This is a genomic window from Psychrobacter sp. JCM 18901 (assembly GCF_000586435.1).
GTDB lineage: Bacteria > Pseudomonadota > Gammaproteobacteria > Pseudomonadales > Moraxellaceae > Psychrobacter.
Genome location: NZ_BAWH01000016.1, coordinates 45,044 through 65,815, shown reverse-complemented (window position 1 = coordinate 65,815; position 20,772 = coordinate 45,044). Strand labels below are relative to the sequence as shown.

The following is a 20,772-nucleotide window of genomic DNA, read 5'->3' as shown; positions in this document are numbered from 1 at the left end:
CATTAGATTTTTCTAATTAGCTTTAAGCACCTAATAATTTGCGGATACGACTGATTGCTTCTCGGCTCTCATCGACACTCGCGACCAAAGCGATACGCACATAACCTTGTCCAGGATTATGACCATCAACTTCACGTGACAAATAACGTCCTGCCAATGCATGAATATTGGCTTGCTCATACAGCGCTTTGACAAAGATTTCATCATCACCATCGAACTGCTCAGGCACTTTGACCCAAAAGTAAAACCCAGCATCAGCATACGTAACTCTAGCAATTCCCCAAGCTCAGACATCCATAGGGCAAACTTTTCTTGGTATAGCGCGCGATTATGAGCGACGTGTTTTTCGTCTTGCCACGCAGCGATAGAGGCGAGCTGATGTGGTATCGGCATCGCACAACCTTGGTAAGTACGATATTGCAAATAAGCCTGCAAAATTTTGGCATCACCGGCCACAAATCCAGAGCGCAAACCCGGTAGGTTTGAACGTTTGGATAGAGAGTGGAACACGATACAGTTTTTGAAATCACGGCGACCAAGGGCCGCACAGGCTTGGAGCAATCCAATCGGAGCTGTATCAAAATACAGCTCGCTATAACACTCGTCACTGGCAATAATAAAACCGTACTGATCTGACAGACGAATAAGGTATTCCCAGTCATCCATTGTCATGACGGCGCCTGTTGGATTGTTTGGACTACAGACAAACAATAGCTGCGTACGCATCCAAACGTCTTTTGGCACCGCGCGATAGTCACCTTTATAGCCATTATCTGATGTACAAGGGACAAAGTAAGGCGTTGCCTGTGCCAGTATCGCTGCGCCTTCATATATCTGATAAAACGGGTTGGGCATGATAACCGTAGGCGATGTATCAGACGCTAAAGAATTGCTCTCTTTGTCAGCTACATCATGATCAACGACCGCTTGTACAAAGCTAAAAATCGCTTCACGTGTGCCCATTACTGGTAATACTTGAGTATTGGCATCAACGTGATTTAGAAAAAACCGTTTCTCTAACCAGTGGGCGATGGTTTGGCGCAGCTCAAACATACCGTTTGTAGTCGGATAACGACTTATTTTGTCCAAGTTTTCGCGTAGGACGTCCAGCACAAATGCAGAGGGCTCATGTTTTGGCTCACCGATACCGAGCTTTATTTCACTGTAACCGTTGGCAGGCTTGCTATCGGCAAGTAATGTTGCCATCTTGGCGAATGGATAAGGATGTAGATGCTTTAAGTTGTGATTCATAAGTGTGATAACTATAATAGACAATTAATAATAAAGTTATAAAGAAAATTTACATTAGAGCAGTGTAGCACTTCTCTAATTTTTTGTCCTTTTCTTCTTATATCGTGAATAGGCATTTACCAAGCGTAAGCTTTTTATTGTATGACTACCAAATAGGTAGTCGCTCAAAAGTCTTTTGAACCTTTCATAATTTATAACCTATAACAATATAAAAAAATGACTACATCACAAACGTGGTAGATCGTTTTAAGGATAGTTTGATATGTCTAGTGTGCTAAATAATGATGATCTCATCGCTAAAGATATCAATAATGAAAAACTTGATAACAGTTTGCAGCGCTCGAACCTGTATAAGCTGCTCAAAGAGCGTGAACAGAGCTGGTGGCAAGCGCGCCAACAACTGATCGAACGTCAAGAAAAGAAAATGTTCTGGTATGGTGAAAACAGCCTCATTATGTGGCTATTATGGCAATTGGTCGGCTACGTAGTAGTGGCAATGGCCTTGATGCTGCTCAATAATATATTTGGTATTTCATTACCGCTATGGCAATACGTCTCTTTATTTGTGATACAGACCATATTTTTTTGTCAGTGCACTTGCTGCTAAAGGCCAATTGGAAAACAAACTCCAGCGCAAAATAGACAACGACGAGCTAATGCGCGAAGAGGCGCTCAATGAGATGATTATTCTGGCAGAGGATAGCCTGTATCCTGATGTACATGCCAAGTCGCCTATCTCTTTGGAAGCGTTAGATGATTATCTAGACGGACAGTTTCACCTAGCAAGCTTGCAATGTCTGCTACAAAAAGAAGTCGACGCTGGACGATTAATCATGGAGCAGCAACCACCTGAAGTAGGTGTTTTGCCGCCAGAGCTTGCTGATGATGAACTGAATGAACATGCTAGCGAGATAACTTATAGAAGTACGCTATAGAAGCCCATGACAAATAAAAGCACGTCCTAAAACGTGCTTTTATAATACCTACCAAATAAGTTTCTAAAGCTTATAACTATCTAAAAATAGCTATTTAACTCCCCTCAACTATAAGCTAAGCTGTTATTGTCTTTCTGAACGGTAAGACTCGCTAATAGTGCTGCCTTTAATGCTTCAAGTCTATCAGGTGAGAGTGGCTTGTCGTTTTGATCACTGATATAAAACATATCCTCAGCACGCTCACCTAGAGTAGTAATACGCGCAGCATGAACTTCGATTTGCTCTTGCAAAAACACTTGTCCAACTCGCGCCAATAGCCCCGGCTGATCAAGCGTTTCTAAGCTCATGATGTGCTGGTCTGATGCTTCATTGAACTCGAAGTTAATCACCGTTTTTACTTCAAAGTGTTTTAACTGACGCGGCATACGCTTGTTCGTCAGTTTAAGTACAGTAGGGTCTTTGAATGAGTCAATTAAGCGTTGTTTTAGCTCTTGTTGACTGTCTTCATCAACAACAATGTGCCACTAGGATCTAGCAATACATAAGAATCCAAAGCAAAGTCACGGGTCGCTGTGATAATGCGTGCATCTAAAACGTCGAGATTCATCTGATCAAATACTGCCATGGTAACGGCAAACAGGTTCATCTGATCTTGGGTGTAAACAAAGACCTGTACCGCATCAAGCGCCAATTCGCGATGCTCACGCAAAACGACCAATGGTGGACTGTCAGCATTAGAAGCCAATCCAATTGGTGGGTGATTTAAAATAGCTTCAGTATGCCATAAGATATCTTCTGCAATCTCTCGCAAGAAATACTCATCGCCCAAGTCATCCCATAGACGCAATACTTCATCGCGGTTCATATGTTGGTTATTGACATTATCTAGCATCGTCAACGTTTGCTTGCGTGTGGCGCTAATCATATCTTGACGATTGGTGGGCGCATCGATATCAGCGCGCAAGATGCGCCGCGTTTGTGAGTATAGCTGTTTCATGAGAGTCGCCCGCCAGCTGTTCCATAGCTGTGGGTTGGTCGCATTCATATCAGCCACCGTCAGTACATATAGATGGTTTAGATGAGTCACATTACCAATGAGATCAGAGAAAATAGTGACTACTTCAGGGTCTGAGATATCTTTTTTTCTGTGCAGTAATCGACATGAGAAGGTGATAGCGTGTGAGCCAGCCTACTAAGTTTGCATCCGCCAAGCTCATACCATGCGATAAGCAAAACTCAATCGATTCGGTTTGACCAAGTTCACTATGGTCACCGCCACGGCCTTTAGCAATATCATGGAACATCGCTGCCAGCACCAAAATCTCTTTACGCTCGATACGCTGAAAGATAGAGCTGACTAGAGGGAACTCTTCATGGAAGGTTGGATCTGTAAATCGATGCAAGATTCTAATTAAAAATAAAGTATGCGCGTCTACCGTATAACGATGGAACAAGTCATATTGCATAAGGCCAGTAACTTGCGCAAACGCAGGAATATAGTTACCCAATACCCCATAGCGATTCATGGTACGTAGACGATGAAACAGGTAGTTTTGTTCTTTTAAATTCGATAAAAACAACGCTTTGTGCGTAGGGTTGTCTCTATATATCTGATCGATGCCGCGTGCGGCAATTTTGAGTGCGCGCAAAGTATGGGTGCGAACTTTATCGATGCCATGCTGACCCATCAATAAAAACATCTCTAAGATAGACTCAGGGTGCTGTGCAAACACTCGATGATGGGCGATGGCAATCTGGTTGCCAATACGGTTGAATCGTGCATTTATAGGCTGTTTTTTTGGCCGTTCATCGTCAGGCAGCTGCGGCTCTATGATCGTTTCATAATAATGATTGGTCAGCATCTCAGACAGTGTTGATATCTGCATCGCACAGCGATAATAGTCACGCATAAACCGTTCGACCGCAGCATTAGGCTGGTCATCAGGCTGGGTCTCGTAGCCCATTAGCTGAGCAATCTCGCGTTGATAATCGAACAACAGCTTGTTTTCATTACGGCCCGTCAGTACATGTAAGTAATGACGAATTTGCATAAGTAGCCTTCGGCAAAACTTAACTCATCAAATTCTTTTTCGGTCAAAAAAGTTCTGTTGCACTAAATCATATAGCTTGCTCACGCGAAAATAACGCTTAGTGACCCAGCCGATGATATGGATATCACGTAGCCCACCTGGCGCTGTTTTGATATTGGGCTCAAGGTTGTACTCGGTGGCATTGTGCTGCAAGTAACGCGCTTTGGACTCTTCCATTTTCACATCAAAAAAATGCGCGCGGAGACCACTGTTTATTGACGATTTGAGCGGGCATGTCTTGCAATGCTTCATTACCAATTAGGAGTCGAGCCTCTAGCTGAGCACTGGCAATCGTATGATCAAGCGCGGCCTCTAGCGCATCATTGACACTACGTACAGAGAGCGCAGGCTCTAGTCCTATATCCCATAGTAGAGCGACCAGTTTGTCGATTTTACTACTGGCATCAGTACCTATTTCACCAGGAGCCAGGAGCAAAATATCGATGTCTGAGTAGAGCGATAGTTCACCGCGCCCGTAGCCACCAGTCGCAAAAAAATGCCAAATCAGTTTTATCCAACTCAAACCATTTGAATAATGCAATCAATAGGCTGTCGATAGCGCAAGCGCGTGCTGCAACCAGTTGGCGAATATTGGTGCCGCGTTCTAGTGAGCGGCTGATATCGTCGTTGATCTGGGCCAACCATTCAGGAATGCCAAGTAGATTCTTGTCTGTCACATTTTTGGCTGATAGTGGGGATGAGTCTGTCGCCACCTCACTTGGTAGTATCGGTAAAGGCGTCAAATCAACAGAGGCGATATCACAATTAAACATGAGTGTTATCCAGTTAAGAGTTTAGAAATAGAACGTTTGAGCTGAGCGCTATTGGGCATCTAATGTACTGATGGCTAATAAAAGTCACGAATAGCAATTATCAATAAAGGTGCTGATAAATATATCAATAGAAGTTATCAGGTCATCTGAGTATAAAGACAAAGCGCCTATAAGCACAATACTCAATATGGACTAGGGCGTGTTTGATATTCACAAATAGGCACTGCTGATTGCTAAAACTGTTTTAGACAAGGCGTAAAACGACGGTAATGCTTGTGCCTTAACTAGGTTTACAACGCAGTATGGGGCAGTTTTAGCCTCAGCTCCAATATTAGTAGAAGGAGACAGGGCTATTTTTTTTGCCATTTCATTGTTAAAAATCGACGGTTAGAATGGCTAAACTTACTATTTTTAACGTCGAACTGTCTAAAAAATAGTCTCTGTCAGTGCCATGGTTGAATATCAAACACGCCCTAATTAAAGACCAAAAAAAGACCGCCTAAGCGATCTTTGATTGTACTACTGCGTCAAAAAAACTTAAATCTTCTTCGGGGCGAGTAGTAAATACCTCACAGCCATTGTCTGTTACGACCATGGTGTGCTCCCATTGAGCAGACAATTTGCGGTCTTTAGTAATCGCCGTCCACTCATCTGGCAAAATCTTAGTCTGCCACGTGCCTTGGTTAATCATAGGCTCGATGGTAAACGTCATACCTGTTTTTAGCTCAAAACCAGTGCCTTTTTGCCATAGTGCATGACTTGTGGCTCATGGTGGAATTCATCACTGATACCATGACCACAGAACTCGCGAACGATACTAAAGCGCTCAGGCTCGACAACGGCCTGAATAGCAGCGCCGACATCACCTAGGCGTGCACCGTTTTTGACCACGCTCATACCTGCGTAAAGGGCGTCTTGTGCCACTTTGCAAATACGCTGTGCCATGATAGAGCCGTTGCCGACGATCCACATTTTTGAGGTATCGCCATAGTAACCGTCTTTAATGACAGTCACGTCGATGTTGATAATATCACCATCTTTCAGCAGCTTGCTTTCAGTTGGGATACCGTGACAGACAACATGGTTGACTGAGGTACAGATAGATTTCGGAAAACCATTATAATTAAGTGGGGCAGGGATAGCCTGCTGCACATTAACAATATAGTCATGGGCAATCTGATTAAGTGCTTCGGTACTGACGCCCACTTTGACATGCTCGTCGAGCATGACAAGGACATCACTAGCGAGTTTACCGGCCACACGCATTTTTTTCTATGGCTTCTGGAGACTGGATAAGGGATTTTTTTAGTCATCATCGTATATCTTATAATTATGGGTTCATTGTAGATAGATTATACCATAAACGTACTAGTGACACTTTTACGTTAAGTGATAGTGTACCTATCATTATCATTGAAAATAATTGCTTTACAGCTTGGTAAGGGCTTATATGACTCATTAGTCAGACTAATATATTCATATTTTGACAAATTAGTTGAATGTTGCAGGATATATAAGTAATGTAATTTTGCCTGCTAACGGAATTAGCAGCAATTTTTACTGTAGTTGTGCAGTAAAAATAACCAAATCAATGATAACAAGGATGTTGTTATGACGCTTTCTTTGTACATTCGTGCAGCTCTCACACCAAAGACATTGTTACCAATACTGGGTTCAATCAGTGCTGGTGTGCTTCTAATGACCATGCAAACCACTTCTGCTCAAGCTGCAGGACAATACTATAATTGTGCCAATGCTAACGGTTGCAAGTTGGTGGACAGTAAATATTTCACTTCTAGTTACACTAAAACTCAATATCCGGTCGTCTTAGCACACGGGCTTGGCGGCTTCACAACGCTATTTGGAGTCATTGATTATTTCAACGGTATTCCAGAAGACTTGATGAAAGGTGGCTCAGAGGTATATACCACCAAAACGTCAGCGGTCAATAACAGCGAAGTTCGAGGTGAGCAACTGCTACAACAGGTCAAGACCATTGCCGCGATTTCAGGTGAATCTAAAGTCAATTTGTTTGGACACAGTCAGGGCGGTATAGATATCCGTTATGTCGCTGGCGTCGCGCCAAAGTACGTGGCTTCAGTAACCGCGGTATCAAGTCCAGAGCAAGGATCAAAAACCGCTGATTTTGTTAAAGATGTCCTTGAGCCAAATAATACTTCTGGACAGCCATCTAATGTCACCACCCAGCTAGTATCAGGCGTGTTTAATCTGATTGGTGGCTTTACAGATATTGGTTCTGGTATAAGTTTCAATCAAATTCAACAACAAGATGGCTGGCAAGCGCTCGTGGCTCTATCGACCGATGGTGCTGCTAAGTTCAATGCCAAATTTCCTGCAGCAATGCCCAAAAACTACTGTGGTCAACCGACTAGTACGGCGGTCAATGGCATCAAATACTATTCGTTTAGTGGTGTTGGGCAAATAACGAGTGCACTTGACCCTAGCGATTACCTATTGGCCGCGACGGGCGTACCGTTTGCAGGTGAGTCTAATGATGGATTGGTATCTGCTTGCTCAAGTCGTCTTGGCTATGTGATTCGTGATAATTATAGAATGAACCATTTGGATTCCGCTGATCAAGTCTTGGGTCTGACGGCATGGGGAGAGTCTGAGCCAAAATCTATCTATCGTACCCAGGTAAACCGTCTGAAAAACGCCAACCTATAAGCTGAACTACAAAACAAGAATGTTCATTGATTGAGAAATATCGTTTATGTCAAATAACCGCCGTCCAGCCTATGCAACAATTGCTATCATCGCCGTGGTTATCATTGCCACAGCGGCGGTTATTTTGTGGTTCAAGCCTAGTAACGATGTAAATTCAACTTCAACCAAACCGTCCGTCTCTGATAATGAGAGTAGCGAGTCAGTGATAACTGAGTTGGCTGCGGGACAAGTCGTAAAAGCGACAATGACACCCAGCCAGTCTCAATTTGTCACAGGATTAGAAAATTTACCACGCTCATTAAAGGGCACCCAAATTGATGGTGAAATCATCATCGATGAAAATAAACAGTTAGTCGTCACTGAAGGTCTGCGGCGTTTGTTTGATTATTTTTTATCAGCCCTAGGTGAGGAAGAAGAAGCGGTTATATTTGCCCGTGTGGAGAGTTATATTCGCCATCACACACCAGAGCCTGCCGCTAGCCAAGCGGTCACTATTTTTAATCAATATGTTGCTTATCTTAAAGCACTTCCTGAGATAGAAAAGCGCTACGGTAATCTGCAATTACAGGCGACCAAAAGTGGTGAGCTGGACTTGAACGCAGTTGCTCAGCAAAAACAAGACATCGCTAATTTACGTCAGCAGTACTTTGATAAGCCAACCATCACAGCATTTTTTTTGGCGCAGAGGATGACTACGATAACTATAGTATAGAGATGGTCAGAATTGACCAAAATAAGCAGATGTCTGACGCACAGAAACAAGCTACCCGTCAGGACTATATCAGTCGATTGCCAGAGAATGCTACTAAAAGCAATATCATGCAACAAGCCAATATTAGCGAGTTGATGACTCGCACTGAACAGATGAAAGCTCGCGGTGCAACGGCCGAGGAGTTATATAATATGCGCCGAGAGCTAGTGGGCGCACCAGCAGCAGAAAGGCTGGCACAAGTAGATCAAGAAGACGCTAATTTTAACCAACGCTTCACCCAGTATGAAACTCAAAAGAATCGCTTATTAAGTCAAGGTGTCGATGCCGCCCAAGCGCAAATTCAAATCAATCAGCTTGAACAGCAACTATTTAATGACACTGAGCGTAAGCGTTTGGATGGTTATGCGGCATTGCAACGACAGCAAGCTGTCAATAATCCCTAATTACTGTCACTAGCTATCGTCAATAACCATCAATAATCATCGTTGATACGGATAGATAGAGTGAGCAAGATTATAGTTAGCAGCTCACTTAGGTACTGGCAAGGGCAAGTAGCAAGATATTAGCAAAGTAGTACAAAATGCATTCCGAATAACTACCCAGTTTATGATGACACCTCCCTGTGAGTCATGCACAATATTGTCATTGTTTAGAGCATTAAATAAAACAATAAATGAATCATAATAAATCTGAGCTTTTACTATGTTTATTAGAGCTTATCGCCTGTCTATTAGCGCTGATGGCGCATGCAGATAGTGTGTTTAGTAAAAGTATCGGATGCAATAAAGCGAGGAGTTGATATGAAGAACACGACTAAAGTAATGATGGCCGCGACATTGGCAGTTGGTACACTTGCTGCGGGTTGTCAGACGACGAATTTGTCTGCGCCAGTCAGTCAACCAATCACTGCAGATGTCTTGCAAGCACACAACTGGCAACTAGTTGATGCCAAACGCAGCAATGGTGATAAAGTAACGCAATTATTTTTTGACCCAGCCAAGCCTTTGACGTTAAGTTTCATGAATGATAACGGTAGAGATTACGTGGCATTTATGAATACCTGCAATAACATGGGTGCTGGATATAGTGTTGCAAATGGTGAAGTCGAGATTAAAAACGGCATCAGTACTATGATGGCATGTCCTAAACCGCAAGCTAGCTTTGATACTGCTGCCTTAGCTACTGTAAAAGGTAAATATAGCCTTAGTAAGAATGTCAACAATGTGCCTATTTTGACCATTAAAAATGATGCTCAAGTCGCTTATTTTAAAGCCGTTGCGAAGTAGCTTAATAATTGAGTAAACAGTTTGACTGGTTCGTAAACTTAAACAATTGTAACTACTTTTCTAGAGTTGCTCGTCTGAAGTTACTTATTTAAAGTTACTTATTTAAAGCTACTCTTCTTGAAACGCAAAATGCCTCGCTATCAAGTGGGGCATTTTTTTTATCCAAAATTTAGTCCAGTTTAGGTTACACTAGAGTAATGTTTCTGTAATATCTTTGATTTTTTTAAATTGATGGTGGTGTCTCTGAATTTATGTCGATAACGATCGCTTTTTTTTAGATATTTATAAGACTTTTATCATCAAGCTCTGTTGGATATGACGCTATGCTGAAAACTGCCATAAATAAAACAACCATATGTAAAGGGAGTCTATCTAAATCAAACATAGATAGACTAATGATAAAAGCACCTATTGCCATCGGCGTATTTGCCGTCCTCACTGGCTGTCAGACATTACCCAATACATCAGTAAAAAAGCCAACCAGTACAGTCGAGACCAATCCGCTGACTGTACGTATGCCAGCGATTGATCGCCGAGGATATATTGCCTATGTAGAAGAGCAGGGCGCAGGTACGGCCAAAGTATCGACACTCTATAGCATTCGTCCTGACGGTAGCGATCGTCAGCTCATCGATCAGCTTAATGGCTATATCTATGCGCCAGCGTGGTCGGCAGATGGACAACTGCTTGCCTATAGCAAACAAGCCCCGCGTGAGCATCCCAAAATTTATATTTATGATCGTAGTAGCAATACGCGCAATCTAGTGGTAAATGCTGAAGGCAGCAATATGTCAGCGTCATTCTCACCCGATGGTCAAGATTTGCTTTATAGCTCTACTGTCGGTGGTAATGCTGATATCTATAAGATGCGTCTGAGTGATGGCAGTACCCAGCAGTTAACGACTCTGCCGAGTACAGAGGTACAGCCAAGTTATGCTGCGATGGTAAGAGCTTTGTCTATACCAGTGATAAAGTCCGTGCTGGACGACCGCGAATTTATCGTTATGACTTCGCTACGGGCAATGCGACAACTGTATCAACAAATGGGTATGTGGCCAGTCCTCAGCTTAGCTTAGATGGTCAGCGTATGGCTTATCTAAATGGTCGCAAGGCGGCTGTCATGACCTTGATGACTGGGCAAGTGGTCAACTTGGCAGAAACAGGGCTTGATGAACCCGCACGTCTATCTCCCTCTGGCAATTATGCCGTCTATCCAACTCGCCGTTTGAATGTGGCGGGCAAGTAGCAAGCCAAAATGGTGGTAGTCTAGTTATCCATTTGCTGTCAGGTAATATCAGCTATGCCATTAGCGGTCAAAATGGTGGAGTCGTACGCTCACCGATATGGGGTCGTTAGAGAAGTATATCTTATGCCGTGATATGTATATAAACTTATTTGTAAAACAACATAAGTTTATAAATATTAAGTGAAGAGCCTTAGCTTTTGTAGTAGGTTATTACAAATAGAAGATTAGGTTCACAAAGGGAGAACCCGCGTAATGCAAGAGGCTTTTTTTTCGTGTTCATCACCAAAATAAGTTTATATCCAACGATTGTTTTCACCGGTCTTGTGATGTTCGTTACTCTATATTGGGTGGTATCTTTACTCGGCATGGCAGATATGGACAGCGTGGATTTTGGAGAGTCAGGTAGTGATGCTGCTGTCTCTGATTTATCATTGACCGGTTTTTTTACAGGCCTCATGCTGAAGTTTGGTCTCTACGGTGTGCCTCTAGTCATTATATTAAGCTTAGTTAGTTTAATTGGTTGGTTATTGAGCTATTTGTATACCAGTTTCTTACATCAAAATTTTGACTCTGGTGTTCTGTATTACGTATTTGGCACAGGGGCACTAATATTCGTATTGGTCGTTTCTATGTGGCTGACAGGCATGATCATTTCACCCATCCGCAAAAACATTGCCAGAATCCCCAAACGTAATTCTGCTAATAATGTAGGCAAAATCGCGATTGTGCGTACACTTAGTGTGACGGACAAGCACGGTGAGGCAGAGTTGAATGATGGCGGTGCAGGTTTGATACTCAAGGTTCGTTCAGACAACAGCACTAGCTTACTGAAAAAGGGCGATAGAGTGATGTTGGTAGCATATTTAGAAGAAACAAATACCTATCGAGTCGCTCGTATCGATAAATAATTATAAATTATTTAGTCGATACGACTTTCTATCATCGCTTTTAGCATAGAGTAAACTCGAAAATTAGATAAGCGCTGATAAATAATAAACAGCCATTGAGCTAAAAAAATCTCTATTTTTTACATCATACGAACGGTTTTAAATTTAGTTATTGTTGGTTCAACTAGTTTAGATATGAGAAAGGCAAGTGAAACTGCTACATAGAGTAGTTGAGCAAACCGGACCGAACATCTGATAGATGTAGAACTGACTATAGAATGTTTCAATTAAAGGAATAAACATGGACATACTCATTATCGTCGGCGTGGTTGTGGTGCTGGCGTTTGTTTTCATTATGGCAGCACTGTTGATGCTCAAAGCCTTTTACTTCAAGGTTGAGCAGGGCAAAGCACTAATTATCAACGGTGTGAGCAAAATAGCCGTACGTTTTGATGGTGGCTTTGTTTGGCCAGTTATTAATAAAAAAAGAGCTGATGAGAATCTCGCTCATCACGTTAGAAGTTGATAGACGCGGTAAAGAAGGACTAATTTGCGCCGATAATATGCGTGCTGATATTACAGTCGCATTTTATCTACGTGTCAATGAAACCGAAGAAGATGTATTAAAAGTTGCCAAATCGGTTGGAGTTGAGAGAGCATCAGATAAAGTCGCTGTTAATGAGCTGTTTAATGCCAAGTTTTCAGAAGCGCTAAAAACAGTTGGTAAGCAAATAGATTTCGTTAAATTGTTTGAAAACCGCAGCGAGTTTCGTGACAGTATCGTTCAAGAAATCGGTAACGATCTAAACGGCTATGTTTTAGAAGATGTCGCAATCGATTATCTAGAGCAAACACCGAAAGTGTCATTGGACTCAAGTAATATCCTAGATGCTGAAGGTATCAAAAAGATTACTCAACTAACGGCTTTTCAAAACGTTATTACCAATGAGCTTGAGCGTGATGAAGAGCTAGCGGTTAAGAAAAAGAACGTTGAAACCAGAGAAGCGATGCTAGAGCTTGAGCGTCAACAAGCCGATGCTGAAGCCAAGCAAAAGCGTGAAATATCGTCAGTGATTGCCCGTGAAATGGCTGAAACTCGTAAGATTGAAGAAGAAGAGCGTAAGAAGTCAGAAACAGCCGTCATCATGGTTGAGCAGGACTTAGCGATTCAGCGAGAGAATCAGCAACGTGAAATTGAAGTAGCAGGTCAAAATCGTCTGCGTGCAGTTGTCATCGAAGAAGAGAAGGTTACGCGTGCCCGTGACTTAGAAATCGTCTCTCGTGAGCGTGAAGTTGACTTGCAACGTATCGAGGCTGAACGTGCGATTGAACTTGAGAAAAAAAAGAAATCGCCAATGTTATCCGCGAGCGTATTGCGGTCGATAAAACAGTGGCGCAAGAAGAAGAGCGTATCAAAGAAGTTCGCGAAGTTAGTGAAGCGCAGCGTTCTAAGCAAACACGCGTGCTAGCTGCTGAAGCGGATGCTGAAGAAATCAAAGTGCGTCAGGTGAAAAAAAGCCGAAGCCGAAGAGCTGTCAGCCAAGCATAAAGCCGTTGAAATCACTACGCTTGCTACGGCTAACCTTGAAGCCTCTGCCAAAGAGTCAGAAGCCAAAATCAGAATGGCTGAAGGTATTAAAGCCGAAGAGTCTGCACATGGCTTTGCTGAAGCTGCTATTCAAGAAGCCAAGTCGGTCTCTATGGAAAAAGAAGGCATTGCGAAAGCCAATGTTATCAAAGCGACTGGACAAGCTGAAGCGCAATCAGATCGTGAAAAAGGCATGGCAGATGCTGAGGTTATCGCGGCTCGTGGTGAATCTACCGCCAGAGCTGAACGTGAAAAAGGTATGGCAGATGCTCAAATCATCGCGGCTCGCGGTGAGTCAAATGCCAAAGCAGAACGCGAAGTTGGACTGGCAAAAGCCGAAGTCACTCGCGCACACTTCCAAGCCGAAGCAGATGGTCTGGTCGAGAAATTCAATGCAATGGGTAGCATGAATAAAGAAGCGCGTGAGCACGAAGAGTTCCGCATGAGTCTTGAGACAGCCTTGCAAGAAGCACTGGCATCGATCGACGCAGGTAAAGAGATTGCCAAAGAAAACGCTGAAGTATTGGCAGTGGCACTACAAAAAGCCAAAATTGATATTGTTGGCGGCGAAGCGCATTTCTTTGATAACTTTGCCAAGTCACTATCCATCGGCAAAGCATCGATGGCCTAGCGGGCAAGTCAGACACATTGAGCGGTATCATCAATGGTGTGATGGCCAGTCAAGCCATGAAATCAAACCAGAAAAATGATGATAAAACGACTTATTAATAGGGTCTAAATGACTAGCCTTAATGTGCAAGTATTAGTAAGCAAGTTTTTATCTAACAGTATGAATAAGTAATATTCTCTGAAATACAAAATCTGTCGTGTAGGCGGCAGATTTTTTGGCTAACTCAAGGTGATTCAGAACGACGAATTATGATGAGTTGGCTAATCTAAAAAAATAGCAGTGACCACTCGTTTTTTTAGATTAGCCAAGTGCTTCTTTACTTTCAATGATTCTTTATTGCCCAAAATTCTCTTATAGTGGATTCAATTTGAAAGAGATACAAGGCAACCGAGTGCAGATGTATATGTGATACTTCAAGCGAGGTTAACGCTGTAGCTCTTCTATAAAGGATTGACTATATTATGTAAAAACAGAAACGGACGAGTAACGATGGCGGACACGCAAAACCTAACCACTCCAGATAGCAATGACAACCCTAATGCTAGTCAAGCAAGCCAAACTGATCAGGCGGTTGCCTCGGGCAATGCTTACGAGCTCATCAAAAAAACGTTTGATAGAACAAGGTGCTCGTTTAGAGCAACAGACGGCCACGCTAAATACTGCACGCCTTGAAGAGTTCGGCAGTACTCAAATGCAAGTCATCGCCCGTACGCGTATCCGTACCGAACATAACTGTGTGGCGCAGGATATGGTGCAAGTAGGCGAATATCTACTGTTTGGCTACAACGTTTTTATGGGACTCAAACGTGCAAGCAATGTTAAGGATGTATTGTCGCTATATCGTTTGATTGAGCCAGTCGAAAGTGAAGAAGAGTACCAACTTGAAGAGGTCGATTTAACAGGCACTTTTTTTTGGGTCAAGATGCCTTTGTCCAAGACTTCAATGAGCTGTACCGATATTATAAGCAAACGCGCTTAATTCAAATAACGGTGAAAGATAGCAAATTGCTATTGGCGTTTCAGATTGGAGAGCGTATCACTGATATTCGAGTGTTCCGTTTCGCGCTAGATTTTAGCCAAGGCACACCAGAGTCTGCTCAAGTCGCTTACGTCGACAATCGTGGCGAGCGTGACATTGAACTGCCGCCTGCCTATGATTTTGACTGGATAGAAACCACACGCGATCAGATGATCAACGGCAAATATCCGCATATGAATATCTTGGATACGATATTTGTAGAGACGGTCGGTGGAGATCTGACCATCAAGATTGAGGATAATACGCAATCAGGGCAGGGTATCTATAGTGAGCCGGTCGAAGATCGTACTCAGTCGTTGACCGATGCCGAGATTGCTTATGCCAAAGTTGGCAGTTTAATCCTGCTCAAAATATTGCCCTATCGTGAAGAGGACTACCGTTATTTTGTTTATAACACCTTGACCGAAGCGGTATTACGTTTGGATGCGATTGGACAATCGTGTGTGCAGCTGCCAGAAGACCACGGCATCATATTTCCGGGTGGCTACTATCTGCAAACGGGCGAATATAAGCTGTTTGATGCCAATAACGTGGACGCCAAAGACTTAAAATTCAAACGCAAAATCATATCGCCAAATGGTGAAGATGTTCTATTTTTATTTTATGACAGAGACTTGGGTATCACGGGGCTGTTTCCTTATAATTTGATTAAAAAGCAATTGGCAAATCCTATCTATTGCAACGGTATGGCCTTGGCTGAGAATGGGCGTTTGGTACTGTTCAGTGACCAAAGTGAGCCATCTCGTATTCACCCGATGCAGATATGGCATACCCCTTATGCCTCACACGAGTATGTGAGTGAGCTGCCAGAAAGCACGAGCTTCTATGGCAAAATTGGCAATAAAGAACTGGTGCGTGGTATCTCAGACCTGTATAGCATTACTCGCCTGATTGACAATCAAAGCGTCTCTCAAAAGCTCTATGAAGAGTTGGCTGACAATACCAGTCGTCTCTTTGACAGCTATTATTGCTGTCTGAGCCTGAGCTGAGCGAAGTCGCCAGTAGTATTAAGGAAGTGACGGCCACGGCTGAGCTTGTCATCGATGAGTTCGCTAAAGTACAAAGTATCCAAAAGCAAACCCAAACTGCGCTAGCCGATGCTGATACGCAGCAAAGTGAGATTTTGCGGCAGATACGCGTTACTAGCTTTGAGTCTGCCAGTGATTATGTCGATCAGCTGTCAGCATTAAGACGCCAAAAAGGCCGTTTGGTTAACTTGGAGGATTTGCGCTATCTAGATGCTGATAAGTTACAAGCGCTGCAAAAGCAATTAGAAGAGGCAGAAAGCGAGCTGGCTGAAAAAAACGGTATTGTTTTTAAGTGGTGAAGAGGCACTATCAAGCTACGAAGGCATATTGGTCGATGTCAGTGAGCGCTTAAACACCGCAGAAACCAATGCTGAGCTAAAACCCGTACTAGAAAAAAATTGATGAAACAGCGCAAGGGTTAGATTTATTGACCGAGTTGCTAGGGACGCTAGATGTAGCTGATGCCACAGTGCGTACGCAAATCATCGATGACACATCGACCATTTATGCGAGCCTAAATCAGAGCAAAGCCAAGCTCAACCATAAGCGTAAAAACTTAGGTTCAGCGGAGGCCGTCGCGCAATTTGGCGCGCAGTTTAAGCTGTTTGGTCAGTCCATTGCCAACGCCTTATCCATTGCCAATACCCCTGAGAAATCAGATGAGCAAATGGCAAAACTGCTGGTACAGTTAGAAGAATTGGAAAGTCAGTTCGCTGATCCAGAGACCAATAGTGGCGATCAGTTTTTAGCCGATATCATCAGCAAGCGTGAAGAGATTTACGAAACCTTTGAAAACCATAAGCAGCAATTGCTTGATGCTCGCAACCGTAAAGCACAAAACTTGGGTGATGGCGCGCTGCGGATGCTTGAGAGTATTAAAAAACGCACGCAAAGCACAGGTGTCACAGGCTTTACAGAAGAGGAAGCGCTCAATACTTACTTTGCGGCTGATGGTCTGGTACAAAAAGTGCGCAACATCGCAAAAGAGCTGCAAGCAATGGCTTTAGCGTCAAAGCCGATGACATCGACGCACGCCTAAAAGCCATCCAAATCGAAAGCTATAAGAGTCTAAAAGACAAGTCGGACTTGTTTGAAGATGGTGGCCAAATCATCAAACTGGGCAAGCATCGTTTTTCGGTTAATACTCAGCCATTAGATTTAACCTTATTAAGTCGTCAGCAGTCAGACGGCAAGCGTGTGCTGAATTTGCATTTAACGGGTACAGATTATTATGAAGTGCTTAATAATGCTGAGCTAAACGCCTTGCGCCCGTATTGGGACATGAATATCGCCTCCGAGTCTGACAAGGTGTATCGTGCCGAGTACTTGGCCTATAGCATTATCGAAAGTGCTAAAAACAGCCAGGAGGGTTTGACTGAAGCGCGCCTATATCAAGCATACGATGCGACTGTCATTACGCTCGATGTTAATGGCGATATTGATAATGACAGTCCATTGTCCAAACTGGTCAAAGCTTATGCCACCCCTCGCTATCAGCTTGGTTATGACAAAGGCATTCATGACCATGATGCCACGCTATTATTGATGCAAATATTGCCGACACTGCGTGAAGCAGGGCTACTGATTTATACCCCGCAAGTACGAGCATTGGCGCAATTATTCTATTGGCAGTTAAAGATCGTGCAAGCGCTTGGTTTAGACAGTCTGCGTCAATTTGGTTATGAAAAATGGCTGAATGAATCAGTGCTGACACGCGCAAATAACTGCAGATAGAGCCGCGACCGCCGAGCAACTGCGCCGTACATTGGGCAGCGATACTGCGAAGTCTCTATTGGTCGAGGACATGAGCCAAGTGATGCGTCATTTTGTTATGGCTCATAATGATGACAGTCTTAGCGCTGATAAAGATGGTAGCGTTGATAAAGGCGCCCACATCTTCAAACCAAGCTACGTTCAGCTTGCGTGTGAATACTTGGTGAGCGTCATGGGACAGTCGGCTGAATCGAATGCAGGTGCATATAACACAATAAAATGGCAAACCAGCCAACAAGCACAGCAGTTGTGTGATCAACTAAGCCAAACGCTAAATAGTGCCTCAGGCAGCACGCAAAATACGGCCAGTTTTGACCAACTACAATCTTCTATCGGCAAGCTGGGTTTTCAACCAAATCAGCCTATGAGTTACTAGCCACATGGTTCCATGCACTACTTGATAAGACTTATGGTGGGACAGAATCGGTTAACGTAGCGACTGATGGCACGGATGAGGCAGGCGAGGCACTCAGTGAAGAGCAGCTTGCCGAGATTGAAACACAAAACGCGCTACGCAAGCAGCAATTAGAAAGTGGCCGTCATTATGTGCCTGAAGCCATTGCCGTCTTGCTTACCCAATTAAATGATGCCCAGCGTGAAGCTTTGGTGCAACGACTCACTGATTCAGGTGCTACTTTTAATAAAGGGGCTTTTAATAAAGGGCTAAGTGCTAAAGGATTGGGCAATCAAGGTTTAAACAGTACAGGCGCAAGTGGCACACCATCGGCCTTGTCATTTTCTGCAATCACCTCGTCGGCTACGTCATCGACTACATCATTGACCAGTATTAATAATCCGCTTAATCAAGTGCAAAGTTTTGAACGTAGCACGGGTAAAGTATCGCTTGAGATACAAGTCAATAACCTGCTGGGTGAGCATATACGTATTCATCAGCAGACCTTAACCTTTGCCGTCGATGATTTCTTAAATCGTTTGCATCATCATGATACCCAAGTTATCCCTGCCTATAGACGTTATCTGGCCATGCGCTCAGAGATATTGCATGACTCAAAAGAGACGTTGCGACTGGACGAATTTATGCCGCGTCCACTGTCTTCGTTTGTGCGTAACCGTCTGATTAACGAGAGCTATCTGCCACTTATCGGTGACAATCTTGCCAAACAGATGGGCACGGTCGGCGAGGATAAGCGTACCGATTTGATGGGTATTCTCATGATGATATCGCCGCCAGGTTATGGTAAAACCACCTTGATGGAATACGTGGCAAATCGTCTTGGCCTTATCTTTATGAAGATTAACTGTCCGTCACTTGGTCATGACGTCACCTCATTAGATCCAGAAAAAGCACCAAATGCTACCGCCCGAGAAGAGCTGAATAAAATCAACTTGGCATTTGAGATGGGCAATAACGTCATGCTCTATCTCGATGATATTCAGCATACCCATGCGGAATTTTTGCAAAAGTTTATCTCATTGGGTGATGGTACACGCCGTATCGATGGTGTCTGGCAAGGAAAAACCAAGACCTATGACATGCGTGGCAAAAAGTTCTGCGTGGTCATGGCAGGTAACCCATATACCGAAAGCGGCGAAGCTTTAAAGTGCCAGACATGCTCGCCAACCGTGCCGATATCTATAACTTAGGCGATATCATGAGTGGCATGGAAGAAGTGTTTGCGCTTAGTTATATCGAAAACTCGCTGACTTCCAATAGTGTCCTCGCGCCACTGGCCAATCGCGACTTAAGCGATGTGCATCGCTTGATCAAAATGGCAAAAACGGACAACGCCAACCTCGCCCAAGCGCAAAGCAGCGATCTAACGTATCCATATAGCACCTCAGAGATTAACGAGATTATTGCGATCTTGCGTCATATGTTTCGAGTGCAAGCAGTCATTTTGGACGTCAACCAAGCTTATATTGCTTCCGCCTCGCAAGATGATAAATATCGTGTTGAGCCGATATTTAAGCTACAAGGCAGTTATCGTAATATGAATAAGATGACCGAAAAGCTGTCGGCGGTCATGAATGAGAATGAGCTAAACCAGCTGATAGACGATCACTATTTGGGCGAGTCGCAGCTATTGACCCAAGGCGCAGAGAGCAACTTGCTCAAGCTTGGCGAGATGCGCGGCACCTTAACCGAGGAAGAAAAAGAGCGTTGGGCGCAAATCAAAGCGGACTTCTTACGTAATAAAGCCATGGGCGGTGAAGATGGTGATACTGGCGCACGTATCGTCGCCCAGTTGGTCGATTTGGCCAGTGGCTTCAATGCCATCAGTAGCCAGTTTGAGACATACTTAACGAAAAACGACCCAGAGCGAATCGCTCGCTTACGAGAAGCAGGACAACAAGCGCAACTCGATGCCCAGCTAAACGCCCAATTAGAAGCACAGAAAATACTTGCCGATAGCGTCGTTAATAATGCCAAAGTCGTCAGCGATAGCATCGATAACGGCTTTGAAAAAAAGTCTGAATCAGCTGATGCAAATATACAAGCATGATCACAACGCTGAGAAGGCAGAAGGCGAGTATCTCAAGCAAAACCAATATGCACAAAAACAGCTCATGGTGCAGCTGGTCAATGCCGTTGAACAACTGGCGCAAAAAATGGCGGATAGCCTGGTTAGCAATAATGAGAATCAAACAGCCGATAGCGATATCCCTGATATTCATCAGCAGACCGCATTGATGGCAACTGCCCTCAAGCAAGCGTTAGAGCCATTGACGATGCGGATGGATGAGAAGCTGGCGATTGATACCAGTACCGATCAATCTGGTAAGTTAATCGTTAATAGTCTCAACAGGCTTAATAAAATCTTTGACGACTATGATTAGTAGACTATAGTGACCAGTGACTAATGTAGTAAACAAACCAATGAGA

At 43.6% G+C, this 20,772-nt stretch carries 27 protein-coding genes and 2 pseudogenes; 21 read left to right on the top strand and 8 right to left on the bottom strand.

Annotation, left to right across the window (positions count from 1 at the left end; genetic code table 11):
* Nucleotides 1-30 precede the first annotated feature (30 nt).
* Nucleotides 31-1,251: a succinyldiaminopimelate transaminase gene (gene dapC / locus TT11_RS11805; protein WP_261870586.1), complete on the bottom strand. Its 1,221-nt coding sequence runs from the start codon at nucleotides 1,249-1,251 to the stop codon at nucleotides 31-33.
* Between the two features lie 262 nt (nucleotides 1,252-1,513).
* Between dapC and TT11_RS11800 the strand changes: the two genes are divergently transcribed.
* Both TT11_RS11800 and TT11_RS11795 read left to right on the top strand, forming a co-directional pair.
* Entirely contained in the window at nucleotides 1,514-1,858 is a 345-nt protein-coding gene (locus TT11_RS11800) for a DUF2458 domain-containing protein (protein WP_261870585.1), read from the top strand.
* 7 nt (nucleotides 1,859-1,865) lie between these two features.
* On the top strand, nucleotides 1,866-2,186 hold the full coding sequence (locus TT11_RS11795; protein ID WP_261870584.1) for a hypothetical protein: 321 nt from the start codon (nucleotides 1,866-1,868) through the stop codon (nucleotides 2,184-2,186).
* 104 nt (nucleotides 2,187-2,290) lie between these two features.
* Here TT11_RS11795 and TT11_RS11790 read toward each other — a convergent pair whose 3' ends face one another.
* The 7 genes and pseudogenes from TT11_RS11790 to map all read right to left on the bottom strand — a co-directional run bounded on the left by TT11_RS11790 (nucleotide 2,291) and on the right by map (nucleotide 6,343).
* Nucleotides 2,291-2,611 (bottom strand): ACT domain-containing protein, encoded by a 321-nt coding sequence (locus tag TT11_RS11790; protein ID WP_261870583.1) that lies wholly within the window; start codon nucleotides 2,609-2,611, stop codon nucleotides 2,291-2,293.
* A 59-nt stretch (nucleotides 2,612-2,670) separates the two neighbouring features.
* The gene (locus TT11_RS11785; protein WP_261870582.1) at nucleotides 2,671-3,231 is read right to left on the bottom strand and encodes a hypothetical protein; all 561 of its coding nucleotides are present in this window, start codon (nucleotides 3,229-3,231) and stop codon (nucleotides 2,671-2,673) included.
* A 76-nt stretch (nucleotides 3,232-3,307) separates the two neighbouring features.
* Nucleotides 3,308-3,490 carry a hypothetical protein gene (locus TT11_RS11780; RefSeq protein WP_261870603.1) on the bottom strand — a complete coding sequence of 61 codons (183 nt, stop codon included), beginning with the start codon at nucleotides 3,488-3,490 and terminating at the stop codon, nucleotides 3,308-3,310.
* Nucleotides 3,491-4,102: 612 nt separating this feature from the next.
* A pseudogene (locus TT11_RS11775) lies at nucleotides 4,103-4,453 on the bottom strand (bifunctional uridylyltransferase/uridylyl-removing protein); the annotation flags it as partial.
* 7 nt (nucleotides 4,454-4,460) lie between these two features.
* Nucleotides 4,461-4,799, bottom strand: coding sequence for a nucleotidyltransferase domain-containing protein (locus TT11_RS11770; protein WP_261870581.1), 339 nt, complete (start codon nucleotides 4,797-4,799; stop codon nucleotides 4,461-4,463).
* Nucleotides 4,741-5,049, bottom strand: coding sequence for a hypothetical protein (locus TT11_RS11765; RefSeq protein ID WP_261870580.1), 309 nt, complete (start codon nucleotides 5,047-5,049; stop codon nucleotides 4,741-4,743). The genes TT11_RS11770 and TT11_RS11765 overlap by 59 nt, the downstream gene beginning before the upstream one ends.
* A gap of 499 nt (nucleotides 5,050-5,548) precedes the next feature.
* Nucleotides 5,549-6,343, bottom strand: a pseudogene (gene map, locus TT11_RS11760) (type I methionyl aminopeptidase).
* A gap of 317 nt (nucleotides 6,344-6,660) precedes the next feature.
* On the opposite strand from map, the gene TT11_RS11755 reads away from it, so the two are divergent.
* The 19 genes from TT11_RS11755 to TT11_RS11665 all read left to right on the top strand — a co-directional run bounded on the left by TT11_RS11755 (nucleotide 6,661) and on the right by TT11_RS11665 (nucleotide 20,726).
* The gene (locus tag TT11_RS11755) at nucleotides 6,661-7,737 is read left to right on the top strand and encodes a triacylglycerol lipase (protein ID WP_057758519.1); all 1,077 of its coding nucleotides are present in this window, start codon (nucleotides 6,661-6,663) and stop codon (nucleotides 7,735-7,737) included.
* A gap of 46 nt (nucleotides 7,738-7,783) precedes the next feature.
* Complete coding sequence (locus TT11_RS11750; RefSeq protein WP_261870579.1) at nucleotides 7,784-8,449, top strand: hypothetical protein; 666 nt, start codon at nucleotides 7,784-7,786, stop codon at nucleotides 8,447-8,449.
* Between the two features lie 2 nt (nucleotides 8,450-8,451).
* A complete protein-coding gene (locus TT11_RS11745; RefSeq protein ID WP_261870578.1) occupies nucleotides 8,452-8,892 on the top strand; it encodes a lipase secretion chaperone in 441 nt (146 codons plus the stop codon).
* 357 nt (nucleotides 8,893-9,249) lie between these two features.
* Nucleotides 9,250-9,735: an META domain-containing protein gene (locus tag TT11_RS11740; RefSeq protein ID WP_261870577.1), complete on the top strand. Its 486-nt coding sequence runs from the start codon at nucleotides 9,250-9,252 to the stop codon at nucleotides 9,733-9,735.
* 395 nt (nucleotides 9,736-10,130) lie between these two features.
* The gene (locus TT11_RS11735; RefSeq protein WP_261870576.1) at nucleotides 10,131-10,811 is read left to right on the top strand and encodes a hypothetical protein; all 681 of its coding nucleotides are present in this window, start codon (nucleotides 10,131-10,133) and stop codon (nucleotides 10,809-10,811) included.
* Nucleotides 10,787-10,981 carry a hypothetical protein gene (locus TT11_RS11730; RefSeq protein WP_261870575.1) on the top strand — a complete coding sequence of 65 codons (195 nt, stop codon included), beginning with the start codon at nucleotides 10,787-10,789 and terminating at the stop codon, nucleotides 10,979-10,981. Before TT11_RS11735 ends, TT11_RS11730 begins: the two co-directional genes overlap by 25 nt.
* 272 nt (nucleotides 10,982-11,253) lie before the next feature.
* Complete coding sequence (locus TT11_RS11725) at nucleotides 11,254-11,889, top strand: hypothetical protein (protein ID WP_261870574.1); 636 nt, start codon at nucleotides 11,254-11,256, stop codon at nucleotides 11,887-11,889.
* Nucleotides 11,890-12,169: 280 nt separating this feature from the next.
* Nucleotides 12,170-12,394 (top strand): hypothetical protein, encoded by a 225-nt coding sequence (locus TT11_RS11720; RefSeq protein ID WP_261870573.1) that lies wholly within the window; start codon nucleotides 12,170-12,172, stop codon nucleotides 12,392-12,394.
* Nucleotides 12,363-13,337, top strand: a complete 975-nt coding sequence (locus TT11_RS11715) for a hypothetical protein (RefSeq protein ID WP_261870572.1) — start codon at nucleotides 12,363-12,365, stop codon at nucleotides 13,335-13,337. Before TT11_RS11720 ends, TT11_RS11715 begins: the two co-directional genes overlap by 32 nt.
* Before the next feature lie 153 nt (nucleotides 13,338-13,490).
* Nucleotides 13,491-14,087: a hypothetical protein gene (locus tag TT11_RS11710; protein WP_261870571.1), complete on the top strand. Its 597-nt coding sequence runs from the start codon at nucleotides 13,491-13,493 to the stop codon at nucleotides 14,085-14,087.
* Nucleotides 14,088-14,613: 526 nt separating this feature from the next.
* Nucleotides 14,614-15,066, top strand: a complete 453-nt coding sequence (locus tag TT11_RS11705) for a DNA repair ATPase (RefSeq protein WP_261870570.1) — start codon at nucleotides 14,614-14,616, stop codon at nucleotides 15,064-15,066.
* Nucleotides 15,000-16,115 carry a DNA repair ATPase gene (locus TT11_RS11700; protein WP_261870569.1) on the top strand — a complete coding sequence of 372 codons (1,116 nt, stop codon included), beginning with the start codon at nucleotides 15,000-15,002 and terminating at the stop codon, nucleotides 16,113-16,115. The genes TT11_RS11705 and TT11_RS11700 overlap by 67 nt, the downstream gene beginning before the upstream one ends.
* The gene (locus tag TT11_RS11695) at nucleotides 16,094-16,453 is read left to right on the top strand and encodes a hypothetical protein (protein ID WP_261870568.1); all 360 of its coding nucleotides are present in this window, start codon (nucleotides 16,094-16,096) and stop codon (nucleotides 16,451-16,453) included. The genes TT11_RS11700 and TT11_RS11695 overlap by 22 nt, the downstream gene beginning before the upstream one ends.
* Before the next feature lie 128 nt (nucleotides 16,454-16,581).
* A complete protein-coding gene (locus TT11_RS11690) occupies nucleotides 16,582-17,193 on the top strand; it encodes a hypothetical protein (RefSeq protein ID WP_261870567.1) in 612 nt (203 codons plus the stop codon).
* A 47-nt stretch (nucleotides 17,194-17,240) separates the two neighbouring features.
* The gene (locus TT11_RS11685; RefSeq protein ID WP_261870566.1) at nucleotides 17,241-17,888 is read left to right on the top strand and encodes a hypothetical protein; all 648 of its coding nucleotides are present in this window, start codon (nucleotides 17,241-17,243) and stop codon (nucleotides 17,886-17,888) included.
* Between the two features lie 31 nt (nucleotides 17,889-17,919).
* Nucleotides 17,920-18,303, top strand: a complete 384-nt coding sequence (locus tag TT11_RS11680; protein ID WP_261870565.1) for a hypothetical protein — start codon at nucleotides 17,920-17,922, stop codon at nucleotides 18,301-18,303.
* 170 nt (nucleotides 18,304-18,473) lie between these two features.
* Nucleotides 18,474-19,532, top strand: coding sequence for an ATP-binding protein (locus TT11_RS11675; protein ID WP_261870564.1), 1,059 nt, complete (start codon nucleotides 18,474-18,476; stop codon nucleotides 19,530-19,532).
* Nucleotides 19,490-20,392 (top strand): hypothetical protein, encoded by a 903-nt coding sequence (locus TT11_RS11670; RefSeq protein ID WP_261870563.1) that lies wholly within the window; start codon nucleotides 19,490-19,492, stop codon nucleotides 20,390-20,392. Before TT11_RS11675 ends, TT11_RS11670 begins: the two co-directional genes overlap by 43 nt.
* On the top strand, nucleotides 20,373-20,726 hold the full coding sequence (locus TT11_RS11665; protein WP_261870562.1) for a hypothetical protein: 354 nt from the start codon (nucleotides 20,373-20,375) through the stop codon (nucleotides 20,724-20,726). The genes TT11_RS11670 and TT11_RS11665 overlap by 20 nt, the downstream gene beginning before the upstream one ends.
* Nucleotides 20,727-20,772 lie beyond the last annotated feature (46 nt).

Bases quoted from the DNA above. Each gene is read 5' to 3' on its own strand.
- dapC (WP_261870586.1), bottom strand. From the start codon at position 1,251: ATGAATCACAACTTAAAGCATCTACATCCTTATCCATTCGCCAAGATG.
- TT11_RS11800 (WP_261870585.1), top strand. From the start codon at position 1,514: ATGTCTAGTGTGCTAAATAATGATGATCTCATCGCTAAAGATATCAAT.
- TT11_RS11790 (WP_261870583.1), bottom strand. From the start codon at position 2,611: ATGCCGCGTCAGTTAAAACACTTTGAAGTAAAAACGGTGATTAACTTC.
- TT11_RS11785 (WP_261870582.1), bottom strand. From the start codon at position 3,231: ATGAATGCGACCAACCCACAGCTATGGAACAGCTGGCGGGCGACTCTC.
- TT11_RS11780 (WP_261870603.1), bottom strand. From the start codon at position 3,490: ATGTTCCATGATATTGCTAAAGGCCGTGGCGGTGACCATAGTGAACTT.
- TT11_RS11765 (WP_261870580.1), bottom strand. From the start codon at position 5,049: ATGTTTAATTGTGATATCGCCTCTGTTGATTTGACGCCTTTACCGATA.
- TT11_RS11755 (WP_057758519.1), top strand. From the start codon at position 6,661: ATGACGCTTTCTTTGTACATTCGTGCAGCTCTCACACCAAAGACATTG.
- TT11_RS11750 (WP_261870579.1), top strand. From the start codon at position 7,784: ATGTCAAATAACCGCCGTCCAGCCTATGCAACAATTGCTATCATCGCC.
- TT11_RS11745 (WP_261870578.1), top strand. From the start codon at position 8,452: ATGGTCAGAATTGACCAAAATAAGCAGATGTCTGACGCACAGAAACAA.
- TT11_RS11740 (WP_261870577.1), top strand. From the start codon at position 9,250: ATGAAGAACACGACTAAAGTAATGATGGCCGCGACATTGGCAGTTGGT.
- TT11_RS11735 (WP_261870576.1), top strand. From the start codon at position 10,131: ATGATAAAAGCACCTATTGCCATCGGCGTATTTGCCGTCCTCACTGGC.
- TT11_RS11720 (WP_261870573.1), top strand. From the start codon at position 12,170: ATGGACATACTCATTATCGTCGGCGTGGTTGTGGTGCTGGCGTTTGTT.
- TT11_RS11715 (WP_261870572.1), top strand. From the start codon at position 12,363: ATGAGAATCTCGCTCATCACGTTAGAAGTTGATAGACGCGGTAAAGAA.
- TT11_RS11710 (WP_261870571.1), top strand. From the start codon at position 13,491: ATGGCTGAAGGTATTAAAGCCGAAGAGTCTGCACATGGCTTTGCTGAA.
- TT11_RS11705 (WP_261870570.1), top strand. From the start codon at position 14,614: ATGACAACCCTAATGCTAGTCAAGCAAGCCAAACTGATCAGGCGGTTG.
- TT11_RS11665 (WP_261870562.1), top strand. From the start codon at position 20,373: ATGCAAATATACAAGCATGATCACAACGCTGAGAAGGCAGAAGGCGAG.